General features: G+C 31.3%; 32 protein-coding genes. All 32 read right to left on the bottom strand.

Annotated features, from left to right (window positions below; genetic code table 11):
* Positions 1-148: 148 nt before the first annotated feature.
* A complete protein-coding gene (locus tag VIM70_RS06215; RefSeq protein ID WP_331944873.1) occupies positions 149-379 on the bottom strand; it encodes a hypothetical protein in 231 nt (76 codons plus the stop codon).
* 168 nt (positions 380-547) lie between these two features.
* Entirely contained in the window at positions 548-712 is a 165-nt protein-coding gene (locus VIM70_RS06210) for a hypothetical protein (RefSeq protein ID WP_331944872.1), read from the bottom strand.
* Between the two features lie 10 nt (positions 713-722).
* A complete protein-coding gene (locus VIM70_RS06205; RefSeq protein ID WP_331944871.1) occupies positions 723-1,028 on the bottom strand; it encodes a hypothetical protein in 306 nt (101 codons plus the stop codon).
* Positions 1,029-1,125: 97 nt separating this feature from the next.
* Positions 1,126-1,293: a hypothetical protein gene (locus VIM70_RS06200; protein WP_331944870.1), complete on the bottom strand. Its 168-nt coding sequence runs from the start codon at positions 1,291-1,293 to the stop codon at positions 1,126-1,128.
* Positions 1,294-1,345: 52 nt separating this feature from the next.
* Positions 1,346-1,804: a dUTP diphosphatase gene (locus VIM70_RS06195; RefSeq protein ID WP_331944869.1), complete on the bottom strand. Its 459-nt coding sequence runs from the start codon at positions 1,802-1,804 to the stop codon at positions 1,346-1,348.
* Between the two features lie 29 nt (positions 1,805-1,833).
* A complete protein-coding gene (locus VIM70_RS06190) occupies positions 1,834-5,028 on the bottom strand; it encodes an LAGLIDADG family homing endonuclease (protein ID WP_331944868.1) in 3,195 nt (1,064 codons plus the stop codon).
* A 22-nt stretch (positions 5,029-5,050) separates the two neighbouring features.
* On the bottom strand, positions 5,051-5,245 hold the full coding sequence (locus tag VIM70_RS06185; protein WP_331944867.1) for a hypothetical protein: 195 nt from the start codon (positions 5,243-5,245) through the stop codon (positions 5,051-5,053).
* A 15-nt stretch (positions 5,246-5,260) separates the two neighbouring features.
* Positions 5,261-5,710 carry a hypothetical protein gene (locus tag VIM70_RS06180; RefSeq protein ID WP_331944866.1) on the bottom strand — a complete coding sequence of 150 codons (450 nt, stop codon included), beginning with the start codon at positions 5,708-5,710 and terminating at the stop codon, positions 5,261-5,263.
* 8 nt (positions 5,711-5,718) lie between these two features.
* Positions 5,719-6,111: an SLOG family protein gene (locus VIM70_RS06175; protein ID WP_331944865.1), complete on the bottom strand. Its 393-nt coding sequence runs from the start codon at positions 6,109-6,111 to the stop codon at positions 5,719-5,721.
* Positions 6,112-6,211: 100 nt separating this feature from the next.
* On the bottom strand, positions 6,212-8,464 hold the full coding sequence (locus tag VIM70_RS06170) for an AAA family ATPase (RefSeq protein WP_331944864.1): 2,253 nt from the start codon (positions 8,462-8,464) through the stop codon (positions 6,212-6,214).
* Between the two features lie 17 nt (positions 8,465-8,481).
* Positions 8,482-11,778 (bottom strand): PHP domain-containing protein, encoded by a 3,297-nt coding sequence (locus tag VIM70_RS06165; protein ID WP_331944863.1) that lies wholly within the window; start codon positions 11,776-11,778, stop codon positions 8,482-8,484.
* A gap of 16 nt (positions 11,779-11,794) precedes the next feature.
* The gene (locus VIM70_RS06160; RefSeq protein ID WP_331944862.1) at positions 11,795-12,931 is read right to left on the bottom strand and encodes a PD-(D/E)XK nuclease family protein; all 1,137 of its coding nucleotides are present in this window, start codon (positions 12,929-12,931) and stop codon (positions 11,795-11,797) included.
* Positions 12,904-13,980, bottom strand: a complete 1,077-nt coding sequence (locus VIM70_RS06155; protein WP_331944861.1) for a DNA primase — start codon at positions 13,978-13,980, stop codon at positions 12,904-12,906. Before VIM70_RS06155 ends, VIM70_RS06160 begins: the two co-directional genes overlap by 28 nt.
* A gap of 18 nt (positions 13,981-13,998) precedes the next feature.
* The gene (locus VIM70_RS06150; RefSeq protein WP_331944860.1) at positions 13,999-15,519 is read right to left on the bottom strand and encodes a helicase; all 1,521 of its coding nucleotides are present in this window, start codon (positions 15,517-15,519) and stop codon (positions 13,999-14,001) included.
* Between the two features lie 8 nt (positions 15,520-15,527).
* Complete coding sequence (locus tag VIM70_RS06145; protein WP_331944859.1) at positions 15,528-15,983, bottom strand: hypothetical protein; 456 nt, start codon at positions 15,981-15,983, stop codon at positions 15,528-15,530.
* A gap of 56 nt (positions 15,984-16,039) precedes the next feature.
* A complete protein-coding gene (locus VIM70_RS06140; RefSeq protein ID WP_331944858.1) occupies positions 16,040-17,176 on the bottom strand; it encodes an AAA family ATPase in 1,137 nt (378 codons plus the stop codon).
* An 83-nt stretch (positions 17,177-17,259) separates the two neighbouring features.
* Positions 17,260-18,447 carry a hypothetical protein gene (locus tag VIM70_RS06135; protein WP_331944857.1) on the bottom strand — a complete coding sequence of 396 codons (1,188 nt, stop codon included), beginning with the start codon at positions 18,445-18,447 and terminating at the stop codon, positions 17,260-17,262.
* Between the two features lie 216 nt (positions 18,448-18,663).
* Positions 18,664-18,855 carry a hypothetical protein gene (locus VIM70_RS06130; protein WP_331944856.1) on the bottom strand — a complete coding sequence of 64 codons (192 nt, stop codon included), beginning with the start codon at positions 18,853-18,855 and terminating at the stop codon, positions 18,664-18,666.
* A 58-nt stretch (positions 18,856-18,913) separates the two neighbouring features.
* Positions 18,914-19,114 carry a hypothetical protein gene (locus VIM70_RS06125; protein WP_331944855.1) on the bottom strand — a complete coding sequence of 67 codons (201 nt, stop codon included), beginning with the start codon at positions 19,112-19,114 and terminating at the stop codon, positions 18,914-18,916.
* A gap of 99 nt (positions 19,115-19,213) precedes the next feature.
* Positions 19,214-19,570, bottom strand: a complete 357-nt coding sequence (locus VIM70_RS06120; RefSeq protein WP_331944854.1) for a hypothetical protein — start codon at positions 19,568-19,570, stop codon at positions 19,214-19,216.
* Positions 19,571-19,628: 58 nt separating this feature from the next.
* Positions 19,629-20,000: a hypothetical protein gene (locus tag VIM70_RS06115; protein WP_331944853.1), complete on the bottom strand. Its 372-nt coding sequence runs from the start codon at positions 19,998-20,000 to the stop codon at positions 19,629-19,631.
* Positions 19,997-20,164, bottom strand: coding sequence for a hypothetical protein (locus tag VIM70_RS06110; protein ID WP_331944852.1), 168 nt, complete (start codon positions 20,162-20,164; stop codon positions 19,997-19,999). Before VIM70_RS06110 ends, VIM70_RS06115 begins: the two co-directional genes overlap by 4 nt.
* 47 nt (positions 20,165-20,211) lie before the next feature.
* Entirely contained in the window at positions 20,212-20,697 is a 486-nt protein-coding gene (locus VIM70_RS06105) for a hypothetical protein (RefSeq protein ID WP_331944851.1), read from the bottom strand.
* A 53-nt stretch (positions 20,698-20,750) separates the two neighbouring features.
* Complete coding sequence (locus VIM70_RS06100; RefSeq protein ID WP_331944850.1) at positions 20,751-21,017, bottom strand: hypothetical protein; 267 nt, start codon at positions 21,015-21,017, stop codon at positions 20,751-20,753.
* A gap of 36 nt (positions 21,018-21,053) precedes the next feature.
* Positions 21,054-21,188 (bottom strand): hypothetical protein, encoded by a 135-nt coding sequence (locus VIM70_RS06095; RefSeq protein WP_331944849.1) that lies wholly within the window; start codon positions 21,186-21,188, stop codon positions 21,054-21,056.
* A 38-nt stretch (positions 21,189-21,226) separates the two neighbouring features.
* Positions 21,227-21,382 carry a hypothetical protein gene (locus VIM70_RS06090; protein ID WP_331944848.1) on the bottom strand — a complete coding sequence of 52 codons (156 nt, stop codon included), beginning with the start codon at positions 21,380-21,382 and terminating at the stop codon, positions 21,227-21,229.
* A gap of 86 nt (positions 21,383-21,468) precedes the next feature.
* Entirely contained in the window at positions 21,469-21,789 is a 321-nt protein-coding gene (locus VIM70_RS06085; protein WP_331944847.1) for a hypothetical protein, read from the bottom strand.
* Positions 21,782-21,928, bottom strand: a complete 147-nt coding sequence (locus VIM70_RS06080; RefSeq protein WP_331944846.1) for a hypothetical protein — start codon at positions 21,926-21,928, stop codon at positions 21,782-21,784. Before VIM70_RS06080 ends, VIM70_RS06085 begins: the two co-directional genes overlap by 8 nt.
* A gap of 69 nt (positions 21,929-21,997) precedes the next feature.
* Positions 21,998-22,780, bottom strand: a complete 783-nt coding sequence (locus VIM70_RS06075) for a site-specific DNA-methyltransferase (RefSeq protein WP_331944845.1) — start codon at positions 22,778-22,780, stop codon at positions 21,998-22,000.
* A 56-nt stretch (positions 22,781-22,836) separates the two neighbouring features.
* Positions 22,837-23,025, bottom strand: coding sequence for a hypothetical protein (locus tag VIM70_RS06070; RefSeq protein WP_331944844.1), 189 nt, complete (start codon positions 23,023-23,025; stop codon positions 22,837-22,839).
* A 78-nt stretch (positions 23,026-23,103) separates the two neighbouring features.
* On the bottom strand, positions 23,104-23,349 hold the full coding sequence (locus VIM70_RS06065; RefSeq protein ID WP_331944843.1) for a hypothetical protein: 246 nt from the start codon (positions 23,347-23,349) through the stop codon (positions 23,104-23,106).
* Between the two features lie 46 nt (positions 23,350-23,395).
* On the bottom strand, positions 23,396-23,734 hold the full coding sequence (locus VIM70_RS06060) for a hypothetical protein (RefSeq protein ID WP_331944842.1): 339 nt from the start codon (positions 23,732-23,734) through the stop codon (positions 23,396-23,398).
* Between the last annotated feature and the right edge of the window lie 41 nt (positions 23,735-23,775).

Genomic DNA, 23,775 nt, shown 5'->3' with positions numbered 1-23,775 from the left:
TCGGTTTCATCAAAACCTTGGAATAGCTCAACTGTAAATCCTGTATCTCCAGTAGTGATACTAATACTTGAGACTTCTTTTATAAATATTTTATTTTTATACATTATCTTTTCCTTCTTTCTTAGCTTAAAATAGGTTTTTCGAGTGGTTAATATAATTCATTCCCAAGATCAAATGCCATCTCATATATTGTGTTTATTTCTGATAGATTTCTATACAGCATTAACTCTTCTCTCAACACATTAACTTTAACTTCGATTCTATCAATTATCGTCAAAACATCATCAATCTTTATGTAATTATCCTCCGTTAGTAGACCAATCTCTTCTTTTTCCAACATACAATTTGCTAAATCTTTTCTAATTAATCCTCTTTCCAATATAAACTCTCCTTTCAATTAAAATCATTATTTTAAATTAGCAAGTAAATTTTTCATTGAATTACCAATAGCATTTGCTGATGCATTTGTGATATTTGAGATTTTATCTAAATACTTTCCTAGTTCTTCTAGTGTCAATTTCATTAGAATCACATCCTTAAAATAACATTATTTAATTATAGTTTCTTGACAACAATTATTACACTCAATATAAATAGCGTCTCCATAGTCATCATTAATGAAAATGCTGAAATTATCAGTTGGTTTAATACGGTATCTATCTTCTTCTATTTCTATCTCATTATTGCAAGTCATGCATATGAGTTTAAACATAAATCATCAATTACCTCCCTCTCCCATAATGCTCTCCACATTCTTTACACATATCCCATAATAAACTACTCTGCTCTGTATCAGTATAATTTAAGTATTCACAACGATAAACTGAAACGGTTTCTGTCCACTCTCTTCCACCATACTCTCCAGAAAGTGTATTCTTGCCTATGTACTTATGCCATTTGCAGGGTTTTATTACTAATTGCGGAGGCTTGTTTTCATCATAAGATGTAATTACATCTACCAACTTATAACAATAAACTGTGTCTTTAGGTATCCATTTTTTCATTGCTCTCTTTTTTATAATATTCAATCCTCCTTCCTATAAAATAAAGTTTTCATTGGGTTTTAGTGCTTGAAAAACGTAGCATGAGCGAGTAAATGGAAGCATTAGAGATGTATGTTTTTGATTATTTACTAAATCCTAAAGATATTTGCCAAAACCCTAAACTTATAAGTAAATAATATTCTCTATATGGGCCAAGATCCTCACTTGATAAATGAAGTCCTAACGCAAATTGTTTAGTATCCCAATGACTAAAAAATTCAAATATTGGTTCTAATTTGTATTTCCTCATAGTATGTTCCTACTTTCATCCTTTGAAATTTTCGTTTCGAGTGGAAAGGCAATTAAGCCTTCCCTGTTGATCCAAATCCACCAATTCTTTCATTGTCAGTATTTCCATTATCAGCAATAAGAAATGGCAAGAATATTCCTTGTGCTACTCGTTCTCCTGCTTCAATGGTTACAGCATCATTACTATCATTGTAAAAAGTTAGTCCAATATTTCCATCATTGTCTGGATTATTATAATAATCAGAATCCACAATCCCAGTAATATTTGCAAGTCTTAATCCTTTTTTAGTTCCTATCGAACTCCTAATGTGAAGAGTTAACACTTCTCCCTCTTGCATATATGCTTTAATATCTGTCCAGATTGTCACTTTACCATGTGAAGCTATTTTAAACTTTACAGGCGTTGCGAAATCATAACCTGCACTTGTTTTTGTTCCTCTTTTTGGCATTATTGCAGGGGCAACATCTAATCTTTTGTCTACTGATACCAATTCGAAACCTCTAAGTCTCATTTATAAATTACCTCACTTTATTTTATTTATTATTCGCATTTACTATAACCACAATTTTTGCATTGAATGCAACCACCTTCACTGACTAGAGATTCTTTGCATTCTGGGCATAATCTTGAATTATCAACAACTTCTTCTTTTACTACTTTCTTAGTTTGCAAAATCATATCAACATTCTCAAATTTAACACCAACATCTTTAATTGCTTGTTTAAGAATATTAGCAATAGCATGTGGGCAACTAACTCCTTTACTAACTGGTTTCCCTTTAGCTCTAGCGCTTATGTATGATGGACAAATATCTACACTTTCTAATTGATCAATAATCTTCTCAATGGGGATACCACCACGCAATGCTAATGATACCAATCTTGAAACAGCTTCTTGATTACTTCTACATGTACCACTACTTCCTTTATTAGTAAATGTTTGATTAATCTTGCCTTTATCATCCCATGTCACTCCAACATATGCATTACCGCAGCCACTAACAAATTTATATGTCTTACCTTCTGCTTCTGATGGAGCTTTAGTCACAAACCCACGATCTAATACTGTTTCAATAGCTTTCTTTTCTACTGTTGGTTTTGTTAAAATACCAAGTCTTGCACAATTGTCTCTAAAAATAGTCACGCCCTTCAATTTTTTCTCCCAAGCATATAAATACAACTGTTCGACTTCTTCAAGCGTCGCACTCTCTGGAAGGTTTACAGTAGAAGAAATTGCTGTGTCTACATGATTTTGTGCAATAGATTGAATATCAATTCTATCTTTCCAAGGAATGTCATTTGATGTAACGAAGTAATCAGGTAACACTTCTGTATTGTATAATTCCATATACTCTTTTGCACTACTCATGAATACTGTGTAAGATACTTCTTTATCTTTATGTAATGATTCTGTCTTTCTTTGGTATGAAAGTGAAAAACAAGGTTCAATTCCAGTTGTAATATCTAACATTGTTCCAATAGATCCAGAAGGTGCAATACTTAGAAGCGAACAGTTTCTTAATCCCATTTTTTTAAGTGTACCAATTTCTTTTTCACTAAAATGATTTTTAATAATAGTTGAATCAAATACTTTATCTGAATATTTAGGAAAACTGCCTTTCTCTACTGCTAATTCTGCACTCTTCCAGACAGCACTTCTAAACATTTCAATCATGATAGTCTCAAGTATTTTTTTAGATTCTTCACTACCATACTTCATACCTAATTTAATAAACATATCACCAAGACCCATAATTCCTAATCCAACATTCCTATAATCATTTGCCATTTGTCTTTGACTTTCTAAGGCATGAAGAAGTTTCCCTTCGTCTAAGACATTATCTAATGATTTAATAGCTACTCCAACGTCTTCTGAAAATGCATCATCATCAAAGTATGATTCTTTAGTATATGGGTTCACAACATAGGCAGAAAAATTCATTGAACCTAAATTACATGCACCATCCTTTGGAAGAGGTTGTTCCCCACAATTATGTACGACTACTCCTTCTACTACTCCCCAATGGGTTAATGGCTCAGAGAAATCATATACTTTTTCTTTTGGAAGTTTTTTAATAGATGTCACTTTTGGACTCTTAATTTTAATTAAATCAACTAAATCATGGATTTTGTATTGTTGCATAAACCCTATGGATTGATAAAATGTAATTATATCAGTTAATCTACTAATGTTAACATCATAACTTTCTTTGCATAGGTAGTCTCCATTTGAAAACTTAACCATTGTTGGTTTATTAGTAGTAATATATGCCGTGATCCCAAATTCTTCTAATGCTTTCTTTAACTGCAATGAGAATACTTTTGAAGTAGTTTTGTATGATACTCTGTGAGTTTTAATCACACAACCATTTGCCGAATAACATCCTTTTAAGAAATTTGCTCTTTGAAACTTCATCCAAGATGTATAGGTAATAGGGAATACTCGTTCTGGTAATACGCTACCATCAAACCCATACTGTACCAATAGATCATTATAGCCATTTATGTAATAAGCACGTTTCCCTTCAACCTTAGATACTTCAAACAAGTCTAAAATCTCATCATCCTTATCTCCAATATTGACTTCTAATCCTAGATGATGTTCTGAGTTAATTCTGCCAACACATCCATCTCCTTGGATGAACCCTAATTGTACAAAAATATCTTCTGATAAATTAGTTTCTCCGTAATAAGAGGTTAATCTTTGTTTTAGAGTATCTTTAGCCTGTGACTCATTATTATTATTTAACATGAATACATGGTCTGGAGTGCATCTTATCCTCTTCTTGTTACTTAAAGTAAGTTGAATAATATCTTTCTCTCCACTACACCAAACTTTTCCTTCTGATGTGTTGCCATCAGGATTAATAATTTGTACTTCTTTATCTTCTAATTCTGAGAGTGTTTTATAACCTTCCTTTGTTAGCAATTCCATATCTCCTGTGAAGCAAGGGTTGCCTGTTACAATCTCATATTCGACAATAAACTCCATTAGATTATAATTTCTAAACCTTTGAGTCATGATTGCACCTGGTTCTGCCCAGTTATATGAACTATTTGCAAAGTTTTTATATACATCAATTGGAGTTATCTTATATGTAATAGTTTTACCTTCATATACTTTAGTAATATCAAGGACTGTTTTTTCACCTGTTTTATAGAATTTCTTAACAGCTAACATAAACTCATCATCAAATTCAACTGAAAGGTTTGCTTTATTAATTGAGTTATCTTTAGTCTTAATATTAATAAACTCATTAATTTCTTTATGGTCACAAGCAAGAGACATTAATAGAGCACCTTTTCTGCTACCACCTTGACTAACACTTTCTGTAGTAATATTAAAAATTCTCATAAAAGGTAAAATTCCATCTGATTCAAATTGTCCATTAATATCCGTTCCCTTTGGTCTGATCTTAGATAATGATAATCCTTGACCACCTTGAGATTTATAAGTCATAGCAAGATTGGTATTGAGTTCCATAATTCCTAGTAGAGAATCTGGAGCATAACCACTTGAATAACAATTGCTATAACTTGCATTTTTACCTGTATTTCTATTTGATAATGTTCTTCCACCAAATAGGAACTTCTTTTCATAGATTAATCGTTTAGTTTCTTCATTACCTGCCGATACTCTATCTACCCATTCATCAAATGATTCTGTTTTAAATCGGTATTTATTATCCCAAATATCTTTCCCTAGTTGTTCTGTAAGCCATTGCTCTATTTTCAAATTTATGTATCCTCCAATATTATTATTTATTATCCTTAATAACTTCTTCCTTAATAAACTCTTTTCTTGCTTGCCAAAAATATTTATAATCATTTAACTCTGTACATACTTGTTCAAATAAAGCATATGTTTGTGGATCGCTAGGTGTAGCTAATATCCTGTAGCATTGATTTCTCTTGGCACATTTTAAAGATTGACATTGAGTAATATCAGACAATTTATATATCACCTCCTAATCCCAGAAATTTTCAATATTTAACTTTAACAAATCGAACATCCTATTCTTATCTTCTTCCCTATTCTTATCAGCTAATTTACCACATTTCCAATGTGCTGAAACGGTTTCTTCATCGACATTATATTCTAATTCATTATCAATAATTTTAAATAACTCTACGTCTCCATATTTTTCTTCATATGGTTTCAATGCTTCTTCTAAATAATCATCTTTCATTAGTTTTTCACATAATAGTTTAACCTCATGAATTTGTTCAGCAATGCCTTCTGATTTAGCAGTCCATGCTTTATCACTATTAAAGAATTTCTCCATATTATCAAATTTTTTGTACCATATTAAGTAAATATAGTAGTGATCCCAGTCTCTATCCCTCCATATCACAGGAAACCATTTGATTATATTTGCAATACCTCTCTTTGTATTCCTAAAGAATTGAATCATCATTTCACCTCCTAATATCTTATTATAAACACTCTTAATCCATGCTTCTCTGCTAAATCAATCATACTTTTAGTCCCTCTACTTTTCCCGTCCCAACAAGCAATAAGTACACCTAATTGAGAGTCTTGTTTAGCATATGTAGCCATTTCAGCATTTCTAACATATCCTGCACGTTTACCTAATCCATCCCAATCTGGAATAAATCTCTTGATCTTCAATCCATATGTATTAGCAAATTTTTCTCCTAGAAGATCAGCTCCTCTAGCACCTCCAGAAACAATTTCAACAACATTTTTAGTTGTTTTAAATCCATCTAGTTTTAATTCTTTAATAATACGTAGTGCCTCACTTTGTAATAAATTAAAATCACTAAAATCTCTTGACCCTGCTATAATAATTCTCATGTATTTACCACCTCCTTTTAATATAGCTTAAAATTTGTTTTTTATTTGAATGACTTCCTGTATATTATTGTACCATACGGGGTATTATAAGTCAACTAAATTATATATTATTAGTAACTAATTCTTTAAGGTATGTTTTCCTGTTGAAATCAGCCTTCTTTTTAATTGCTCTATTGACTGTTTCTATTTCCCCAAAGTGAAATACCTTTTGTTTTGCTCTTGTTTGTCCTACATAGATAAGATTACTATTTAGCATAAATGTGTGGGCTTTAGGAGTGATAAGAATTACTATCTTTGCTTGACCTCCCTGGCTTTTATGCGTGCTAATGCTGTAGGCTAATTTAACATTTATTAAATCTGCCTTAGTATAAACAACTAACTCATCAAATTGTATAATTACTTTGCCATGATCAATCTTAACTATTTTACCTATTTCGCCATTTGCAATGAATGTTTTTTCCTCTTCATCCCATCCATCATTTTGCTTAATTGCTTTATAATTATTCATTGTTTGAATTACTAGATCATTTTCATAAAACTTTGTATCTCCAAGTTGAACATTTATTCCATTTCTTAAAACATTAGGATTGGAGATAGGTTGAAGATGCTTATTGATATTTATAGTCCCATACTCACCTATATTATAAGACGATAATATCATGATATCTTCCTTGGAATTTCCTGAACTTAATAGTTTTTTATATAAACTAGTTATATTATTAATCAGTTTTTCTTGTTGTGTTGGTATAAATACATAACCTTTGTCTTCTCCAAATATTTGTGGACTTTTCGATTCACTTAAAAATTTGTCACTATTTCTAGTCTTAGTTGCTACTGTTAAAACTCCTCCTTCTCCATATCTAAATATTTGTGTGAGTGAAACAATTGGAATTGTATTAGAGTTAATTAAATCAAAGAAAACATTTCCAGCCCCAACAGAAGGTATTTGAGCAGAGTCTCCAATCATCAATAACTTTGTATTATTGAAGTTTATAGCTTCTAATAATCTCTTGTTTAAGAACACATCGACCATAGAAAACTCATCTGCAATTACTATATCATAAGGCAATGGATAATCTTCATTGTAAGACCACACAGGGGGCATATAACCTAGTCCACGATGAATTGTAGATGCAGGTTCTTTGGTGAATTCTGAGAGCACCTTAGACGCTCTGCCAGTAGGTGCTAATAAGATAAATGTTTTATTATTAGCTCTCAGCATGTCAATAATTGATTTAGTTGTTTGACTTTTGCCTGAACCACCGAACCCATTGAGGATGCATATATTTGAATTACATACCATAGGTAGAACTTGATACTGTTGATCTGTGAGAGTAACATCACAATTAACTTTGTATTTCTCCGTATCTAAGTTCCACTTATTATCTACTTTTAAACCTTGTAATATCTTATTAGCTATGTATTTCTCTGTCTCATATGTCTCTTCTAAGGAAACTGTATGATTATCTTTGTCAAAGTGTACATCTTCATCATTCTTTATAATATCAACAAAGTGTTCAATACACTTATTTGCAATAGCTTCAGATTGCTTTCTCAGAGTTTTTATATCAATCTTTGTATTACCATCATTTTCATTCTCACCCAACAAGAACATAATAGCTGATTTTTGTCTTTGACTTGAGGTTGCCAAATCAAATGTAAAATCAATAGGTGGTTTTTCTCCTTTAGCTTTCATATTCATACACTCTTTGTTAAACTCTAGGAGTATCTTATCTGCTGTTTTGAACGCGATACGTGATAAACCACATAAACACTTGTATGGATTATCTTGTAGTTTCTCTACTATCTTTTCAATTGAACCATATTTATCATAAAGGATTTTTAAGACCTTGAACTCAATAAATCCCTTAAACTCTGTAACTAACTCTGCTAATGAGAAGTTTTCTATAATCTTTCGCTTAATAACATTGAACCTAAATTCTCCTATATTATATAGTTTATTTAAGTCAATATCCTCCAGACGATTATTAATCACTCTATCAATAATGTCTGGATACTCTCTCATGACCTCATCAACATGACTATTACTATCTAATATACTTTGCAGGAACAATCTAGTTGATGCTTCTGTTTTGGGCCTATCTCGTTTTATATTGATAAACTTATAAGACATCCCATTCTTGCCTTTTTGCTCTTCTGCTTTTATGCTATATTCGACTCCATCCTCAAGGTCTGGAAGATTACCAATAAGACTTACATTGCCGTAGTTGTTTATTTGAATATTAGGAAATTTAATATTATCAACTACTAACCCATATATTTTAAAATCCTCAGTATTATATGGATTAGCAACTACAGTTCCTTGAAACTCTACTATAATTTTATCTTTCAATTAACATACCTACTTCCTTAATACACTTCATAACTAATAAGAATCTCCTCAAGTTCATTTGATTTCATCCATTTACCACCTACGTTCTTAGTTTTATACTGTGTCTTAAATGCATTAACTTTTAGAACATCATATAGTTTGAATGGATTCTCTACATAAATCTTACCATCTTTAATCTTTGTCCTCATATCTATCCCTGTTTTTACTTGTCTCATAGTTAAATACGGCTTAGTTTTGTCTTTATATGTCTCAAATTTGGTTATAATATAAAACCCATCCCCAGCATTCTCGTTTATGTATTCGGTATATTCTAGGAACTCCATCTCGAATTTTACTTGTTCTTTGATTGACAAAGGTTTATCTTCAATTGTTTGTATCGCTTCTCTGATATACCCCATCATATCTAATTCTTTATAAAGAGTTTCTGTTGTTTTATTACTATATCTCTGCAACATACGTTCGTTAATATTGAGTTTAGTAATATCTTTGAAGTTGATTTGTTTACGTGAAGCAAAATTATCGTATGATTCTATAATCTGAAGAAGTTTTTTATTTTTACCAAATCTCCTAAAGAAATTTAATCCTGTCAAAATTTTAAGTTGACGAGTATTGACACACGTAGTTTTTATATCACCCAATAAATCAATGAAATCAGTATATTCTTTTTGCTGCGCTAAATCGTATAATTCTTTTGGCACTTGTTCATTAAGAAATTTAATTGATGCAATACCTTTATAGATACTGTTTTCTTTTTTGTCATATGTGTATTCTGCAACCGATTTTCCAAATGATATAGGGTTAATCTTAATATTTAATTGTTGTGCAAGTGCGATCCCTCTATTGGTGTCCTCGGTATTTTCTGATCTATTTAAGTACGCTGTAACAAATTCTAAGGGATAATATGTTCTCAATCTAGTCTCTGCATACCCATTCATACTATAACCAGTGCTGTGATTATATCCAAATTGATACTCCGAACTATCATCAATAATTTGGAGGAATTGTTTTACTTCTTCTTCTGCTTCTTCTCTTGGTTTATTAGACTTATTACAATATCCTTCAAGTATCTTTGGTAGTTGCTCTGTAAGTAAGACGATATCTTTCTTTCCAATTGCTCTTCTCGTAGTGTCTGCTAAAGACCCACTAAACCCACAAATATCAGTTAGGAATTTAATAGTGTCTTCTTGATAAACTAGATAACCATAATTGTCTTGTAACAAAGTATCTAATTGCTCTGAAGGATTTACATTAAGTTCTTTTCTAATCAGTCTATCTCTGTATGATTTTCCAGATGGACGTAGTGCAGCATTCACCAAGGACATGTCATTAATAAAACGAGGTTTGAAGTCTTTGAGTAGTGAGTAAGCGTAATCTCCTTCAAATTGGAAGACCCCGACACTTGAAGTAACCATATTGTCCCAAACTTTATTATCATTCCAATCAATTTCATGTGCTTTGAGATAATTTGAATTAACATATTTGTATATATCTTTCATGATCCCAACGGCTTTTAATCCTAGTATGTCAAATTTAACAAAGTTCACTGAATCTACTGCTTTCATAGAACATATTGATACTGGCTGAGACTCATCTCCGTTCTTATAATAAACACCTAAGTTATCAGCAAGTGTAATAGGCGATCCGATGATACCTGCTGGGTGAGTGCCTTTAGCAATAATGGTCCCTTTTAATCCATCGAAGTAATAAAATAAATCTTTGTTATCATCTTTCAGATTTTGGAATTCTTTCTTTAAGTTATTAGCTCTTGTCAGGGACTTAACATTTCTTATCCTGCTACAGTAAACTTCATGATAATCAAAATCAACTGACTTTGCATCTGCCTCTTCTAATTCTTCTAAGTTGACCTCTTCTTGAATAATTTTAAAATACTCGTCAAATAATTTATCGAATTGATTCTTAATACCCATCACTGCATCTAAATCTTCGTACTTTAAACCTTTAGCTAATACATCAATTGTGCCTCTATCTCTCAAGGTGGAGAACGATGATATATACGCAGTTTTTTCAGGTGTAAATCTATTGATAATAAATTCATAAACTTTTACACGATCTTCTGGTGCAAAATCTATATCAATATCTGCAAGAGAAACCCTTTCTGCATTACAAAACCTTGAAAAAACAGTATTCCATCTTAAAGGGTCTACGTCGGTAATATCTGTAATAAACGCTATTTCGCTACCACCAACTGATCCACGGCAAAACCCATAAGGTATATCATTTTCATTACAATGGTCAACTAATTCTGCCATAAACATCATAAAACTTTCCATATTTTGTTTTTTCATTGCAGAAAATTCTTCTTTAATTTTGAGCTTATATTCTACAATACGTTCAATATCAATTATCTTATTAGCAACTTTATATTGTAGTTTTTTTGCTATAGTTTTCTTCCAAATATCTACCGCATTATCACCGTATAGGTTAGGGTATTTGAATGACTTATCTAATTTAAACTCCTCTACCATATCGGCAAGCTTATTGGTATTATCTATAGCACCCATCCATACATCTTCAGGTAGTGCGTTTTGAGTTTTAAAACATTCAACCAATTCATTGAAACTCTTCCATGTTAAATCAAATGCATCTTCGTCTCCATAAAAACTATCCTTTGATATTTGTAGTATTTTTCTGCATTCTGCCTTGTATTTTGAAGATGAATGCGTATCTGTACCTGCTATGAGAGGGATATTATATTGTTTACTCCAACCCCATAATAATTTATTATATTCTATTTGTTGTATATGAGTGTGGTATTGGATCTCTAAAAAGCATCTACTACTATTCTTAGACATCCATTCAAGGAATCTTAAAACATAATCATCCTCATCATCTTTTTTTCTCCATAAGATTGAAGCTAAACAAGCAGTCGTGACAATGATATTTTCGCTTGTTTTCATTAATTCTTCAAGAGATATTCTAGGATTATAATACATATGTCTATCTGTTTTATCATCCAGTTTGCCTTTAGAAGTAGATTTAGAATTTAATAAATTTAACTCCAAAACACCATCATAGTTTTTAGCATACAAACCAATATGGTATCCTCTTTCGTCCGATTCAAATTTAGTACATAAATATGATTCGATGCCATGTATGTATTTAACCCCTGCTTTATCACAATCCTGCTTCTTCTTCATCCAATCATACATGCCTCCGTGATTCGAGAATGCAATCGCCTTCATGCCTTGTTTTTTAGCTAACTTTATATATTCTTTATAACTAGAGCATGAGTCAGCATAACCATTACAGTTACTCGTATCATCGTGAACGTGATAAGCCGTAAAATTGTCCATAAATAAAGAATTCCTCCTAATCTAATAATCCTTCCATCCAGCTTAAATCATCTTCCTCTTTACTATCTACTGAATTGACATAGGATTTTCTTTTACTAAGATACTCTGCATATGGTTTATGTAAAAAACTACTATACCCACTTAGGTTTGCAAAGAAATATGAATCTACGTCAGTAATTTCTTCCCACCATACGTTTTCATCTTGTGTTCTATCATATTCCCCTTCTTTTTTACTGATTTCAACAATAGTATCAACAATGTTTGATTTCAGATTGTCTATTTCCTCTTGTGTGAATGGGATATACACGAAACAGTCTTTCATATTATATTTACTTTGTACATTCTCTGGAAGACAAGATAAGTCATTTGTCATAGACAATAATTCTAAGTATGAATCAACTTCTTCGTCAGAATAACACTTCTCTTTTTTTAACCACATCTTAGCGTTTGATACCAGACTAGAACCAATTTCATTTCGTGCAATATTTCTTTGAGTTATCTTGCCATTTGCCTGTTCTACTTCAACAATTACATACTTCAGAAAATCCCATCTGATCTTAATCTTTTCTAAAGGAACTCCTAGTTGCTTAATCCCTTCAGCATATAGAACTAATTGTCCTTTCTCTTTATTTATCTTCTTACCAGTATAAATGCTAGATGTCTTCCAGTCTGTGATAATAAAACAACCATCTTCTTTATGCATAAAATCTACGTAGCCTTGAAAAACGAAACTATTGATTCTTATGGTAATAAACTTTTCTATTTCACATTTATTATTTATTATATCATGATGTTGGAAGAAATGTCTAATACTATTTTCATATTTCTTTGCAATATTTCTATTTTTTTCTTCATTGGTTCTATCATATTTTAATTCACCTGCATTATATGTAAACAAAGCATTCTCATATTCTTGTAACATATCTTCATACTTAATCTTTTTAGAATAAAAGTTCTCAAGAATTGTATGGCAACCGTTCCCACTCACCCCATAAATCCCATCATCCCGATCTTCTTTAATTTTTGCTATGTATTTAAGATAGTATTCATATGAACTATTTTTATAATTATTGTATCTGCTCCAACTCCACAATTTACTAACATTAAATTTCTTCTTAATTGCTTCTAATTGTTCACCTGTTTTTCTTGCCATTCTAAATATATCCTTCTTTCTTTCTCATCGTAAAGTGTTTTATATTTCAACAGATAGTTAAAAATTTTATTGGTTGCGTCTGCTGGTGACTCTTTTTCTTTAAGTATGTCATATTTATCATATATGTAATATACAGTCCTAACTCCATAAAAACGATCACATGTACTTCTTATATGCTCTATTGAAATGCCTTTATCAAAAGCGATAACTACATCTACATTCAGACCAATGAGGATCTTTACTTGCTCATCAGAAACGTCATGACAACATACTGCAACTCCAGTACCATCATTCCTACTATGACGCTTTAAAACGCTCTTCTCGGCCTCGTAAACTACTACATGCCCTACTTCTTGTATAGCTTGGTAATTTTCTTGCAGTCCATATAGATTCATAGTCTTTGGGAAGTTTTTTAGTGGGAAGTATTTTGGAATATCCAACATATCCCATTCCTTAATTACAGTCCTACCCATTACCCCTACATAATCATTCTTACCCCCACTCCAGTACCTATGTGGCACAACTATTCTTTTTCTATTAACACTATATCCAATATTAAATTCTTTACATGTCCAAGGCATTATTCCTTCTCTTATCCATTCTATATGTGGATATGGCATATACTCACTCAAACAATCCTCGTGTATAACATCTAAATTATCTATATCATAGTGATATCTTCTTTTTTTAACCTTCTTAAATATTTCTAGTGGATCTTTAAATTCCTTATCATCCTTTTTCTTATATTCAAACTTGTATTCAAGTCCAAATAAATTATGAAGATACCTATTAGCTTCAGAGAAAGATATATCCTTGATAGTTTGACATAAAGTAAATATATTACCTTTAATAATATTACTATCTGATTGATATATCTTTGTCTTTAATGTCTCTCTTTTTAAAGAAACAGCATCTTTACTTGAATGAGAAGGCAATCCACAACGGAATTCTGTTTTGTATTCTTTGATATGATGACATTCAAGTTTTTCTAATATTTCTGCACTCTTATCGTTTTTTATTATATAGTCTATTAATTCCGTTGCGTTCATTTACTTTATGTCCTTTCTCTAGAAGTCTACTGGCACAACAGTATAACCAATTTCTTTATATGTATTTCTAGAAAGGTCATGTTCCACGACTATCTGATAATCATTTGTACTACCTTCGCGATTCTTAACAATAAATATCAACTGATAATTTTTACCCTTTTTTAATTTAACTGGTATCTGAGACTCTATATTGCCTTGTCTTTTTTCTTTTCTATAGACATCTAGTTCTCGTTTTCCACCCTCTAGTTCATCATCAAATATCTTTCTAATCATAAGACATGTTGAGGCAACGTCTACAATGTTTTTAGCCATACCAATATTATCTTGATCATAATATCTTTGCTTAGAACTCCCTTTACTTAATTGAAATGTAATCCAAATATGTACGTTCTTTGCTTCTGCCTTGATAACATCGTTTATCTCAACCATATTCTGTTGCATACTAAACCAAAATGCTTGACTATCTGATGTGTTAGCGTCTGCTTTGTAAGTATCAAGGATGAAGTATTTAACACCCATACTAGAGTATTTCTTGATTGTCTTAATTGCTTTGGCAGTGGTATATTGTGTGAATGGTTTCAAAATAATACTATTCTTATATTGCTTTAACCATTCAGAACATTTTTTTAATAATTCCTTTGTTTCTGTTTTATATTTACCATCTCTTACCACATACTTTTGTAAATCTTCCTTGAAAACATTGTTCGCGATCCATACGAGCATTTCGCGCTGCCACTTCTTTTTCCCTTCCTCGTTTATCATGATGACAATCTTTTCTTTGTGTTCAAGGATGCTTGGAATAATTAATGTCCTACTCATAGCAGTCTTGCCTGCACCACTTAATCCTCCAACCAAAGTAATATTGCCCTCAAGATTACCTCCTATTTCTTTATTCAATATTGGGGCATTATTTAATGGAAGTCCTATTGCAGTTCCTTGATCTAGTTCTTCAATTAATTCATCCAAACCATCTGCAATATCATAAGTAAAGTCATCGCCTTCTACATTAACAAATACATGATTCAATACTGCTTCAAACTCATCATATATTTGCTCAGAAGTCATATCCACAAAGTCCTTGATTCTATCAGCAATAGCAAACTTTCTTTTAAGTAAATCTAGTACAGCATTCCATTTATACAGTTCATTAATATAACCATCCATATTATCTGTCTTAACATATGCCTTTGCGTTCTCAATTGTTTCATAACCTTTATATTTTTCATACTGCTCTTTAAGTTTTAAATGTTTTTCAAGATATAAACCAACAGTGATATCATCAAGCACTTGCTTTCTTTCCTTGATTACAATGTCATATCCTATCTGAAAATATACCTTCCAACAGTTATTATTGAACAATTTAATATTTAATTTATCATATGTATAATACATTTCTGGCATAGACCAACATATGGAGACTATATTAGCTTCACATGCTAACTTGTAAGTCATGATTAATTTTGTGGTTTTTATTGTTTCCTCTTCAAATGCAGATTTCTTGGTTGTACTTTTTGTCTTACTTTCCGTAATAGTTGTCACCTACCTCTTTACCATAAATCATCCAATGTATTACTTGCTTCTTTGGTTTTTGTCTTATATTCAGCACCTTTATGGAAGATATTATCCATATTTATATTTTCTGCTTTGGTCTTAGCTGATTTTGCATTCTTTAATCTAATAACCATGTCATTGATATTACTTTCGACTATAACTAAAGCGTAATTGAATTTGTGCTGTTCATTAGTAAATTTTGTATTATTAGCTCTAAATCCACCTAAAATATTTTGTCTATATGCTTTGAAAGTGAAAAGGATTGTTTTCATGTCATAACTTGCTAAGGATTCTGCTTTTTTATTGGCTAAGAATTGACCATTAGATAAGCCCTTTAACCTTAATATCATATATTTAGGTAGTTTTAAGTCTTCCGTATAACCCATAATCTCTTTTTTAACATACTCATAAAGATCAATCCAGTCCTGATCTTTTCTAGGTTGTTCAGACATATTTTCACCTCTGTAAAGTTTAGGGAGGAATTTACTCCCTCCCTAATAACTATAATTTATTTACCGTCAATCAAATCGAATAAGATGTTTGCATCTTCTAGATTATCAACTTTTGTAGGATTAACATAGCCTAACTCTTTACTCTTGAGAAGTAATGGTTTTAATAATTGTGGACTTGTTTTATTAGCCTTAACAAAGCTAGTAATCATAGCGACAAGTTGTTCAACTTCTTTTACTTCAAATTCTGCTTTTTTATCGGTGGCATTTTTTTCATCAATTAATTCTTTCGCTTCTGCTTGTTCTACTTTAGTGTCTTCGATAGATTTATTCCCACTTTGTTTATCATGCTCAACTTTAATTGCTTCTTCTACTGCCTTGATAAACTCATCTGCACTAAATGCAATAGAATCAACAATTTCTGAGAATCTTGATTTTGAATCTATGTTGAAATTGTCATCTCGGAATGTAATCTTCCGTGTTTCAGTTTCAATAGACCCCTTAATCTCATCCTTTTTATCTTTCCCCTTGCCTACTTTTCTTCCTGTTTTGGTTTGTGTAATCTCTCTATCAATAGAACCTACACCTAATACGTGGAGTTTAGTCTTTAATGCACTAAAGTATCTATGTGACATATTAGTAGTCAACATGTCATATTCAAGCCCAGTAGCAACGTCTGTCATTGTTCTTTTCTTCGTATGACCAATAATAAACATGCTAACGCCAATTTTTTTAAGTTCCCACATTTTAGTTAGGATAATCTCAGCAGCTTTATCTTCTCCAGCCATGTATCCACCAAAAGTTGCTTTAATTGATTGAGTTGGTTTTTCTGGATTCTCTCGATTATGTAATCTAATTACTTCAGGTTCAGCAATTTCAAATAATTCATCTAATGTATCATAGATAATAACCTTGAGATCCTTATAATCCGTGAGTTTATTCTCTAAAATATCATCAGTAACTTCATCAAAAGCATCCCAGTCTGGGATATCTTCATAAATAGCTCCTGCAATGGCATCAATACCATCCTCTTTGCCAATATTAAAGATCATGTATCCATCTTCACCAACAAGTTTTTCACATACTTCTTTTGCGAGAGTAGTTTTACCAATACCACTTTCTCCGATGAGTCCTAAATTATAAGCTAGAGGGTCAACCTTGATTACATTTTTCTTACCGAATTTTCTTTCTGACAACTAAATTCCTTCTTTCAATTAATAATATTAATTATATGTTACTTTGAAGAAGGCAAACACCCTCTCCAAAGTATCCAAGTATACTATTCGTCTAGTGCATCCATCCATGATAAGTCATCTTCATCTTTAGTTTCTTCATTATCCTCAGAATCCAAAGTGTCATCATCGTCTTCCTCTGGTTCATCCTCAATCATAAAGTCAAAGATTAAATCTTCCTCTTTATATTGGCTCTCAGTTTTAAGAATTACTGGTTTCTTATCATCATCCTTACCTACCATTTTAATAGCAGGTCTGCGAATTACCATTTTCTTCTCTTTACTTCCACCAACAGCAAGTTTATTTACTGCTTCTTCCATAGTGTAAGCTCCCATTTCGATGAGTTCCATGATATCTTCAGGAATGTCTGCTTCTGTAACATTAACTAAAGACTGACCTTCGACAATATCACCATCAATAGTAACCTCTGTAATATCCTTTTTAACCTTTAATACCTTATCAATGAATTTTTTGGTATTCTCTGGTTTCTCTTTATCTACTTCTAATTCAAAAGTTTTTGCAAAGGTAATATTTTGTTTTACTTCCTTGCCATTGTATTCTTTTGTATAGTCTACTACCCTTGCATAGATAGGATAAACAGCTTTTTCCTTGTCTAATTTGCCTATACTATTTTTATCTAAGAGAATAGCTTGTGTGAATGTTGCCTTATACTTAGTAGTATCATCTACCTTTGATAAAAAGATACTTTTGATTTCTTTCTTTACTTGTACAGTATCATTATATGTAGTGTATTTGAAACCACCCTTGACATTAATAACTGTTCCACTAACAAGATTTTCTTTAACATATTCAATTGCGTCATATGCAGATAAGAACTTTTTAGCAAATGTCTTACCTTTACTATCTTTCTCAAGTCCAACAGTCAAGAAGCATTGTTCTCCAATAGTTTCAAGGATTTCCTCATCAAACCGATCTTCCCATGCAATTGTATATCTATTATCATAATCATCAACGTGTTTACCCTTATCATTTTCTTTTTTCCCATGTACATAAAGGATGTTATCTCTCTCAGAACCAAATCCACCCATTAAGTCTGCATAAACTACATTCCCTGCTCCGCAGTCAACACCAAGATTTAGTACATTATAAATCCAATCAGACTTCTTAGATGTTTCATCAATCTTAAATGTGAAATCTGTGATCTTAGCTTCTCCGATTAGTTGAAATAATGATTGACCTTTTTTTAGTGGTTTCTTATCTTCCTTCTTAGCCATATGTATATAATTCCTTCTTTCAATATTTTATTTATTATTTAGTGTAGGATAAAAATATTGAAGGAGGACTGCACATTCGTTTAACTGGAACCCAGCAGTTACCGCGATTCTTCACAAGCATCTTCCTTTCTCTAAATATTTATTGTTTAACTCTGTATATATAGTATAACATATGGTAATACTAAAGTCAAATTAAATTATATATATGTAGTAAAACTATAGATCATTAATATTCACAATTACTGCTTCAACTTCGCTCCGTGGCTCAATAGCATATTCCTCATTATCTGAGCTAATTCCATAAACTAAATCTTCACCAATTTCAATAATCATAACCCTCTGTGTTTTTTCACCTTCTATGTAAGCATCAACGATATCACCAATCTTTAAGTCCTTAGCGTTCATCATATCAACTCCTTTCTATTATTTACCCTATGAAAGTGAACTTTCAATTTCCTAGATCATATTATTTAATACTAGTATATAACTTATCTTCTAAGTCCTGAATCCTTTGAAACATACACAAAACTAAATTATCTCCTGTAAGACTTCTCCATTTTTCACCATATCGTAGAGCATAAAATTCAGTAGAGTAACCAGATTGATCAAAAATAACTTCATATTTCCCACCATCTAGGAATATTGACTCGCTTTTAATTTCTGTCATTTGCTTAACTCCTTTCCTTTAAAACTTCTTTTTTAACGGGTTTTGGTGCTAGGGATATGGAGCATACACGAGAATTCGGAAGCATTAGAGAGGTGTATTTTATGAACAACCAATATTTTTAAGAGAGTCTTTAATGGTTTTTGCGAATTGTTCTACATTAAAAGATTCTGAAGAACTTATAGTAAGATTAATTATAATAGGCTTTACAATTTCAATATGTGATTTTACAAATCTTTCTTGGGTATATACTATTTGATCATCGTCCATCGCTCTAAGAATAATAGTATTAAATTGATCATCATCTGTGGAGGGCAATTTTAAATCTGTATGTAATACTTTAAAATCTCTACCAATTAGATTCATTCCCCATACGTGTTTAAAATCTCCATTCTCAATTCCCAAAGAATAACTTCCATCAATTACTCGAACCATATCGCCTTTATTAAATTCACTCATTATTATTTCCTTCTTTCATTATTGTTTTAATTATTCATATTCCCTTAAAATCTTAAATTTATTCCCAAATATATTCTTTAACATGATTTAGCGTTTTAAGATAACTCCTCACAAATAATCTCATTTTACAATATTCAATAGGATTTTTCATAATCATTCCGATACCATCAAACTCAATAATATAAGCATGTAATTGTGAATCAGTTTCACGGTCGAATAAACTTTTTTTAAAAAAAGTGTCTTGTTTCCAATCACATCTGTAAAACTCTTCCATAAAAATTTTGTAACTCGCTCTCCCATATTTTTTACGGCTCTTTACCATGCTAATATGAGACCCATAATCAAATAGTATAAAAGAACTCCCCATGATAACTCCAACAATCATTATTGATATAATATATGACAAAATCCATATTAAACCTAAACTCATATTTTAATCTCCTTCTTTTTATTGCTTTCTCCTATGTACATAGACCCAAAACATACTAACGCAACTAGAGCAGAAGTGATTCCTAATTCGCTACCTCTCATAATGTGTGCTCCTAAACAAAAAGCATCAATAACTAGAAAACAAACAATTACATGTATCTTCATTTAATCCTCCTTATAACCACTCGAAATGAAACTTTCGAAAGGTCAGACTAATAAACTCCTCTCTCTTGTTTTTCTCTAGCAATATTATATGCAAGCACAAATCCTTGTTCTTTATTATATGTATCATTATAATGTAATTTAACTACGCCTTTGTAGTGTTTCCCTCCTGATTTTAAGAGGACGATTGTTTCTTTGCCATGATAAATTACTTCTATGATTTCTTTAGTTGTGATTTTCTGCGAGTTTCGTTTTAATTTTGTATTAAATCCATTAAATTCTACAATTTTATATCCTTCCTCTTTGTAGTAGTCTAATTGGCAATTTGACATTCCATTATGGTATGAATAACATAATTCTGATCCAAATTCTGTCCAGTAAGTAAGTTCAATCAGTGATGCACCAGAACCCCACTTCATTCCTTTATCATAACAATATTTTGCGAATTCATCTACTAGTTGTTCTGTTTTGCAATTGATAACCAACTTGCCTAATTTAAAATCGTCCCAATGTTTATCCAATTTGAACTGTTCCATAACCATTAACCTCTTTCTATATATTATTTATACGTTAAAACTAATTTTTGATGCTATTCATTTTTTAATATTTCTCTTTGAATATTCCTAATATCAATCGTTGGATAATCACTATTAAAGTTATCAACTATATATTGTTTTAGCCTTTCCGCATTTTCTTTTTTATTAAATACCCAATGTGGATAGTTTTCAAACCCAAATCCAGAACCATTGATCTCTAATATATATTTAGACGATAAGAATTTTCTTCTAATTACAAATTCCATATTATTTGCATAGTAATTACCTGCTCCATCAATGCTCCTCAAATTTAAAATCATTTATATTCTCCTTTCTCACCCTTTAAAATTGACTTTTTATTTGTACCCATATAATATCCAAGTCTTAAAATCTCTGTAGTTGAGTCCATGACCCTCAACTAAATTTGCTATTGGAACCGCAATCAACCATACAGGAAGTGTAATGAATATAGCTAATCTCCAAAGTATCAACTTCTTTTTCTCCTTCCCCTTGAAAGTAATCTTTTAAACTAACCAATCTCATAAATAATCTCTTTCACTTCACAATTATCAAAGTCCTCCAATTCTTCAACCTCTTCTACTTCAACGATTGTGCCGTAATTATCCAATTTAACTATAGCAGTTCCCCAGAACGTTCCTTTGATCTTTGCTTTAACTTTTTGCATTATGTATTGTTTACCTCCTTTGATAACATTATATCTCATTAGTAATGCCAAGTCAAGAATTATTTATGCCCTATGAAAATTATGTTTTAAGGTGTAACTTTATAAACTATTTCCTCTTTTAATACTTTGCGGTTTTTTAATTCAGTTAATAGATCCTTATTGGATAACAAGGACATATCCTTCTCAGACACATACATTCGGTATAATTCGTCATTCTTATTGGTAAGGCATTTGATATGCAAATTTATCTCTGCACTGCAACCTAAATTATGATGCTGATCCTGATTAACAACAAACAAAAACTCAGCCCTATCTATGGTAATTTCAGACCCGTTGCATTGAAAATTATTAAGAAATATCTTTTGCGTTCCATCTTCATTATCCATAATGGTAATCGTTTTAATCATATTTTATTTCCTCCTTCTGTTCGAAATAGTTTGTTTTGTTTTCGCTAAACGCAAAATGACAACATCTGCAAATATCATATGGTGGTTCGTGATACACGCACCCTGTGCATTCTGGAATCTGTTCTTCCCAAGGAATCATTAAAAAAATTCTCCTTCCCCCTTTGAAACATGAACTTTTTTGTTAAATTACATTGCCGATTTATGTATTTTAGTAAACCTTCATATCATCACCTAATTGTATTTGTTCAAGTCGTTTGTTTGCAAGTTCTATGTATTTTGAGTCAGTTTCAAAACCAATCCATTTACGCTTATTTAATATACATGCGACAGCAGTTGTCCCACTACCCATGCAATTGTCTAAGACCAAATCACCTTCGTTAGTAAAAGATTTAATTAGCCATTCAAAAAGTTTAACTGGTTTCTGCGTTGGATGAAAAGTTGCAGTTTTAGATTCATTTGGTATTTTCAGAACACTTGCAGGATACGTTTTATCATTTGGTATTGTTCTATGATTGCCTTCATCAAACTTTCCATAATTAGAAGTAAGTCTATTCTTAGTTGATATTGGTCTAATATTTTCTTTGGGTTTATCTTCTATTTGTGGGTTATAAACAGGCAAATGCTTATAAAAAGTTAATATATTTTCATGTTTTCTCATTGGCATTCGTCTAGCATTTAGAAATCCCACCGCATGACTTTTCTCCCAAATTAAATCATATCTAAACATTTTCATATTACTCGTAATTAACATACTAGTGAATGGCTCCGCAGATGTTAAGCATATCATTCCTTTGTCTTTAATTATTCTATTATATTGCTCCCATAGTTTATCCAGTGGAATAATAGAGTCCCATTTATTTTGTGTAGTCCCATATGGTAAATCACAGAGGATCATATCAACACTTTTATCAGGTATCAGCTTCATTCCTTCTAAACAATCCATTTGATATATCCTGTTTAATTCTAAACTCCTTAATAATTCTTTTCCCATTTATATTCCTCCATTATTATATTATTTATAATTCGTATTAGCATGAAACATGAGTTTCAAATTCTTCTAGTTGTTCCGTCTACTATATTATGTATTTCCATGTAGTCGATTTCTTTGAGACCAAACTTATTTTTAGATACTATAGGGATTCCATCTACAGGGAAAGGGATATGATACATAAAAACTGGCTTAGTTTCTTCCATTTTGCTTTTCCCATCAATTAAACTGAATAACCAATTCAACATACGATAAAACTCCTCTTTTATCGTGTTTATACCTCTGAAAAACGTAGCAAATGGAAGCATACGGTAGCATGAGGGAGGTTACTTTTCCAAGTCTTCTAATTCTCCCCATACCTTTTGTAAATCTAGCATTACGCATCCAAATTCTCTAAATGTACCATCTGTATATTTAATTGCAATTCCTAAATCATTAAACGCTTCTACTAAGTTATCCAACTTAATAACTTGGTCAATATCTACCTCTACAAAATGTCCTTGCCCTCTGGAAATATTTTTTGACTCAACGATTTCTATTATGCTACCATTCTTAAACTCTACTTTATTCATTATTATTTCCTTCTTCCTTATACGATCAAATTCTCTTTTCAAATGTTTATTCTTTGGGTGCTTTTGGTTCATAGTTAAATACGAAATATGGGTACCAACCTCCCCAATCTTCAGTCCCAAATTCAAGCCAAACATGACCATCTTCAATATCTATTAATCTATAACCTTCTATGCTATCAGCACCTTCTATTTTTACAGTTGATATTGGTGTATCAAAAAATATTCCATCCGAATCGACTACTTCTACACTTTCCATATAAGACCTATAACCATCATCAGGATCTTCCATAGCTTCATATACATTACTATCAAGTTTAAATTGATTATTACATACTCCATAGAAATGAAAAGTTAACTCTAAATCTACCAGTTTATCAAAATCCATATTAATTTTCCTTCTTTCTATACGTTAAAATCAGTTTTTTA

The organism is Clostridium sp. (assembly GCF_036569345.1).
Classification (GTDB): Bacteria; Bacillota; Clostridia; order Clostridiales; family Clostridiaceae; genus Clostridium_AD.
Note: the sequence above shows the minus strand (reverse complement) of the source record. Positions and strands in the feature narration are given on the sequence as shown.

Excerpts from the sequence above, each read along its gene's own strand:
- VIM70_RS06105 (WP_331944851.1), bottom strand. The coding sequence starts at position 20,697 with ATGGAACAGTTCAAATTGGATAAACATTGGGACGATTTTAAATTAGGC.
- VIM70_RS06175 (WP_331944865.1), bottom strand. The coding sequence starts at position 6,111 with ATGAGAATTATTATAGCAGGGTCAAGAGATTTTAGTGATTTTAATTTA.
- VIM70_RS06080 (WP_331944846.1), bottom strand. The coding sequence starts at position 21,928 with ATGATTCCTTGGGAAGAACAGATTCCAGAATGCACAGGGTGCGTGTAT.
- VIM70_RS06155 (WP_331944861.1), bottom strand. The coding sequence starts at position 13,980 with ATGAACGCAACGGAATTAATAGACTATATAATAAAAAACGATAAGAGT.
- VIM70_RS06060 (WP_331944842.1), bottom strand. The coding sequence starts at position 23,734 with ATGGATTTTGATAAACTGGTAGATTTAGAGTTAACTTTTCATTTCTAT.
- VIM70_RS06090 (WP_331944848.1), bottom strand. The coding sequence starts at position 21,382 with ATGCAAAAAGTTAAAGCAAAGATCAAAGGAACGTTCTGGGGAACTGCT.
- VIM70_RS06115 (WP_331944853.1), bottom strand. The coding sequence starts at position 20,000 with ATGAGTTTAGGTTTAATATGGATTTTGTCATATATTATATCAATAATG.
- VIM70_RS06200 (WP_331944870.1), bottom strand. The coding sequence starts at position 1,293 with ATGAGGAAATACAAATTAGAACCAATATTTGAATTTTTTAGTCATTGG.
- VIM70_RS06065 (WP_331944843.1), bottom strand. The coding sequence starts at position 23,349 with ATGAATAAAGTAGAGTTTAAGAATGGTAGCATAATAGAAATCGTTGAG.
- VIM70_RS06210 (WP_331944872.1), bottom strand. The coding sequence starts at position 712 with ATGTTTAAACTCATATGCATGACTTGCAATAATGAGATAGAAATAGAA.
- VIM70_RS06070 (WP_331944844.1), bottom strand. The coding sequence starts at position 23,025 with ATGTTGAATTGGTTATTCAGTTTAATTGATGGGAAAAGCAAAATGGAA.
- VIM70_RS06075 (WP_331944845.1), bottom strand. The coding sequence starts at position 22,780 with ATGGGAAAAGAATTATTAAGGAGTTTAGAATTAAACAGGATATATCAA.
- VIM70_RS06145 (WP_331944859.1), bottom strand. The coding sequence starts at position 15,983 with ATGTCTGAACAACCTAGAAAAGATCAGGACTGGATTGATCTTTATGAG.
- VIM70_RS06100 (WP_331944850.1), bottom strand. The coding sequence starts at position 21,017 with ATGATTTTAAATTTGAGGAGCATTGATGGAGCAGGTAATTACTATGCA.
- VIM70_RS06160 (WP_331944862.1), bottom strand. The coding sequence starts at position 12,931 with ATGGCAAGAAAAACAGGTGAACAATTAGAAGCAATTAAGAAGAAATTT.
- VIM70_RS06085 (WP_331944847.1), bottom strand. The coding sequence starts at position 21,789 with ATGATTAAAACGATTACCATTATGGATAATGAAGATGGAACGCAAAAG.
- VIM70_RS06165 (WP_331944863.1), bottom strand. The coding sequence starts at position 11,778 with ATGGACAATTTTACGGCTTATCACGTTCACGATGATACGAGTAACTGT.
- VIM70_RS06130 (WP_331944856.1), bottom strand. The coding sequence starts at position 18,855 with ATGATGAACGCTAAGGACTTAAAGATTGGTGATATCGTTGATGCTTAC.
- VIM70_RS06180 (WP_331944866.1), bottom strand. The coding sequence starts at position 5,710 with ATGATGATTCAATTCTTTAGGAATACAAAGAGAGGTATTGCAAATATA.
- VIM70_RS06120 (WP_331944854.1), bottom strand. The coding sequence starts at position 19,570 with ATGAGTGAATTTAATAAAGGCGATATGGTTCGAGTAATTGATGGAAGT.
- VIM70_RS06135 (WP_331944857.1), bottom strand. The coding sequence starts at position 18,447 with ATGGCTAAGAAGGAAGATAAGAAACCACTAAAAAAAGGTCAATCATTA.
- VIM70_RS06195 (WP_331944869.1), bottom strand. The coding sequence starts at position 1,804 with ATGAGACTTAGAGGTTTCGAATTGGTATCAGTAGACAAAAGATTAGAT.
- VIM70_RS06110 (WP_331944852.1), bottom strand. The coding sequence starts at position 20,164 with ATGAAGATACATGTAATTGTTTGTTTTCTAGTTATTGATGCTTTTTGT.
- VIM70_RS06125 (WP_331944855.1), bottom strand. The coding sequence starts at position 19,114 with ATGACAGAAATTAAAAGCGAGTCAATATTCCTAGATGGTGGGAAATAT.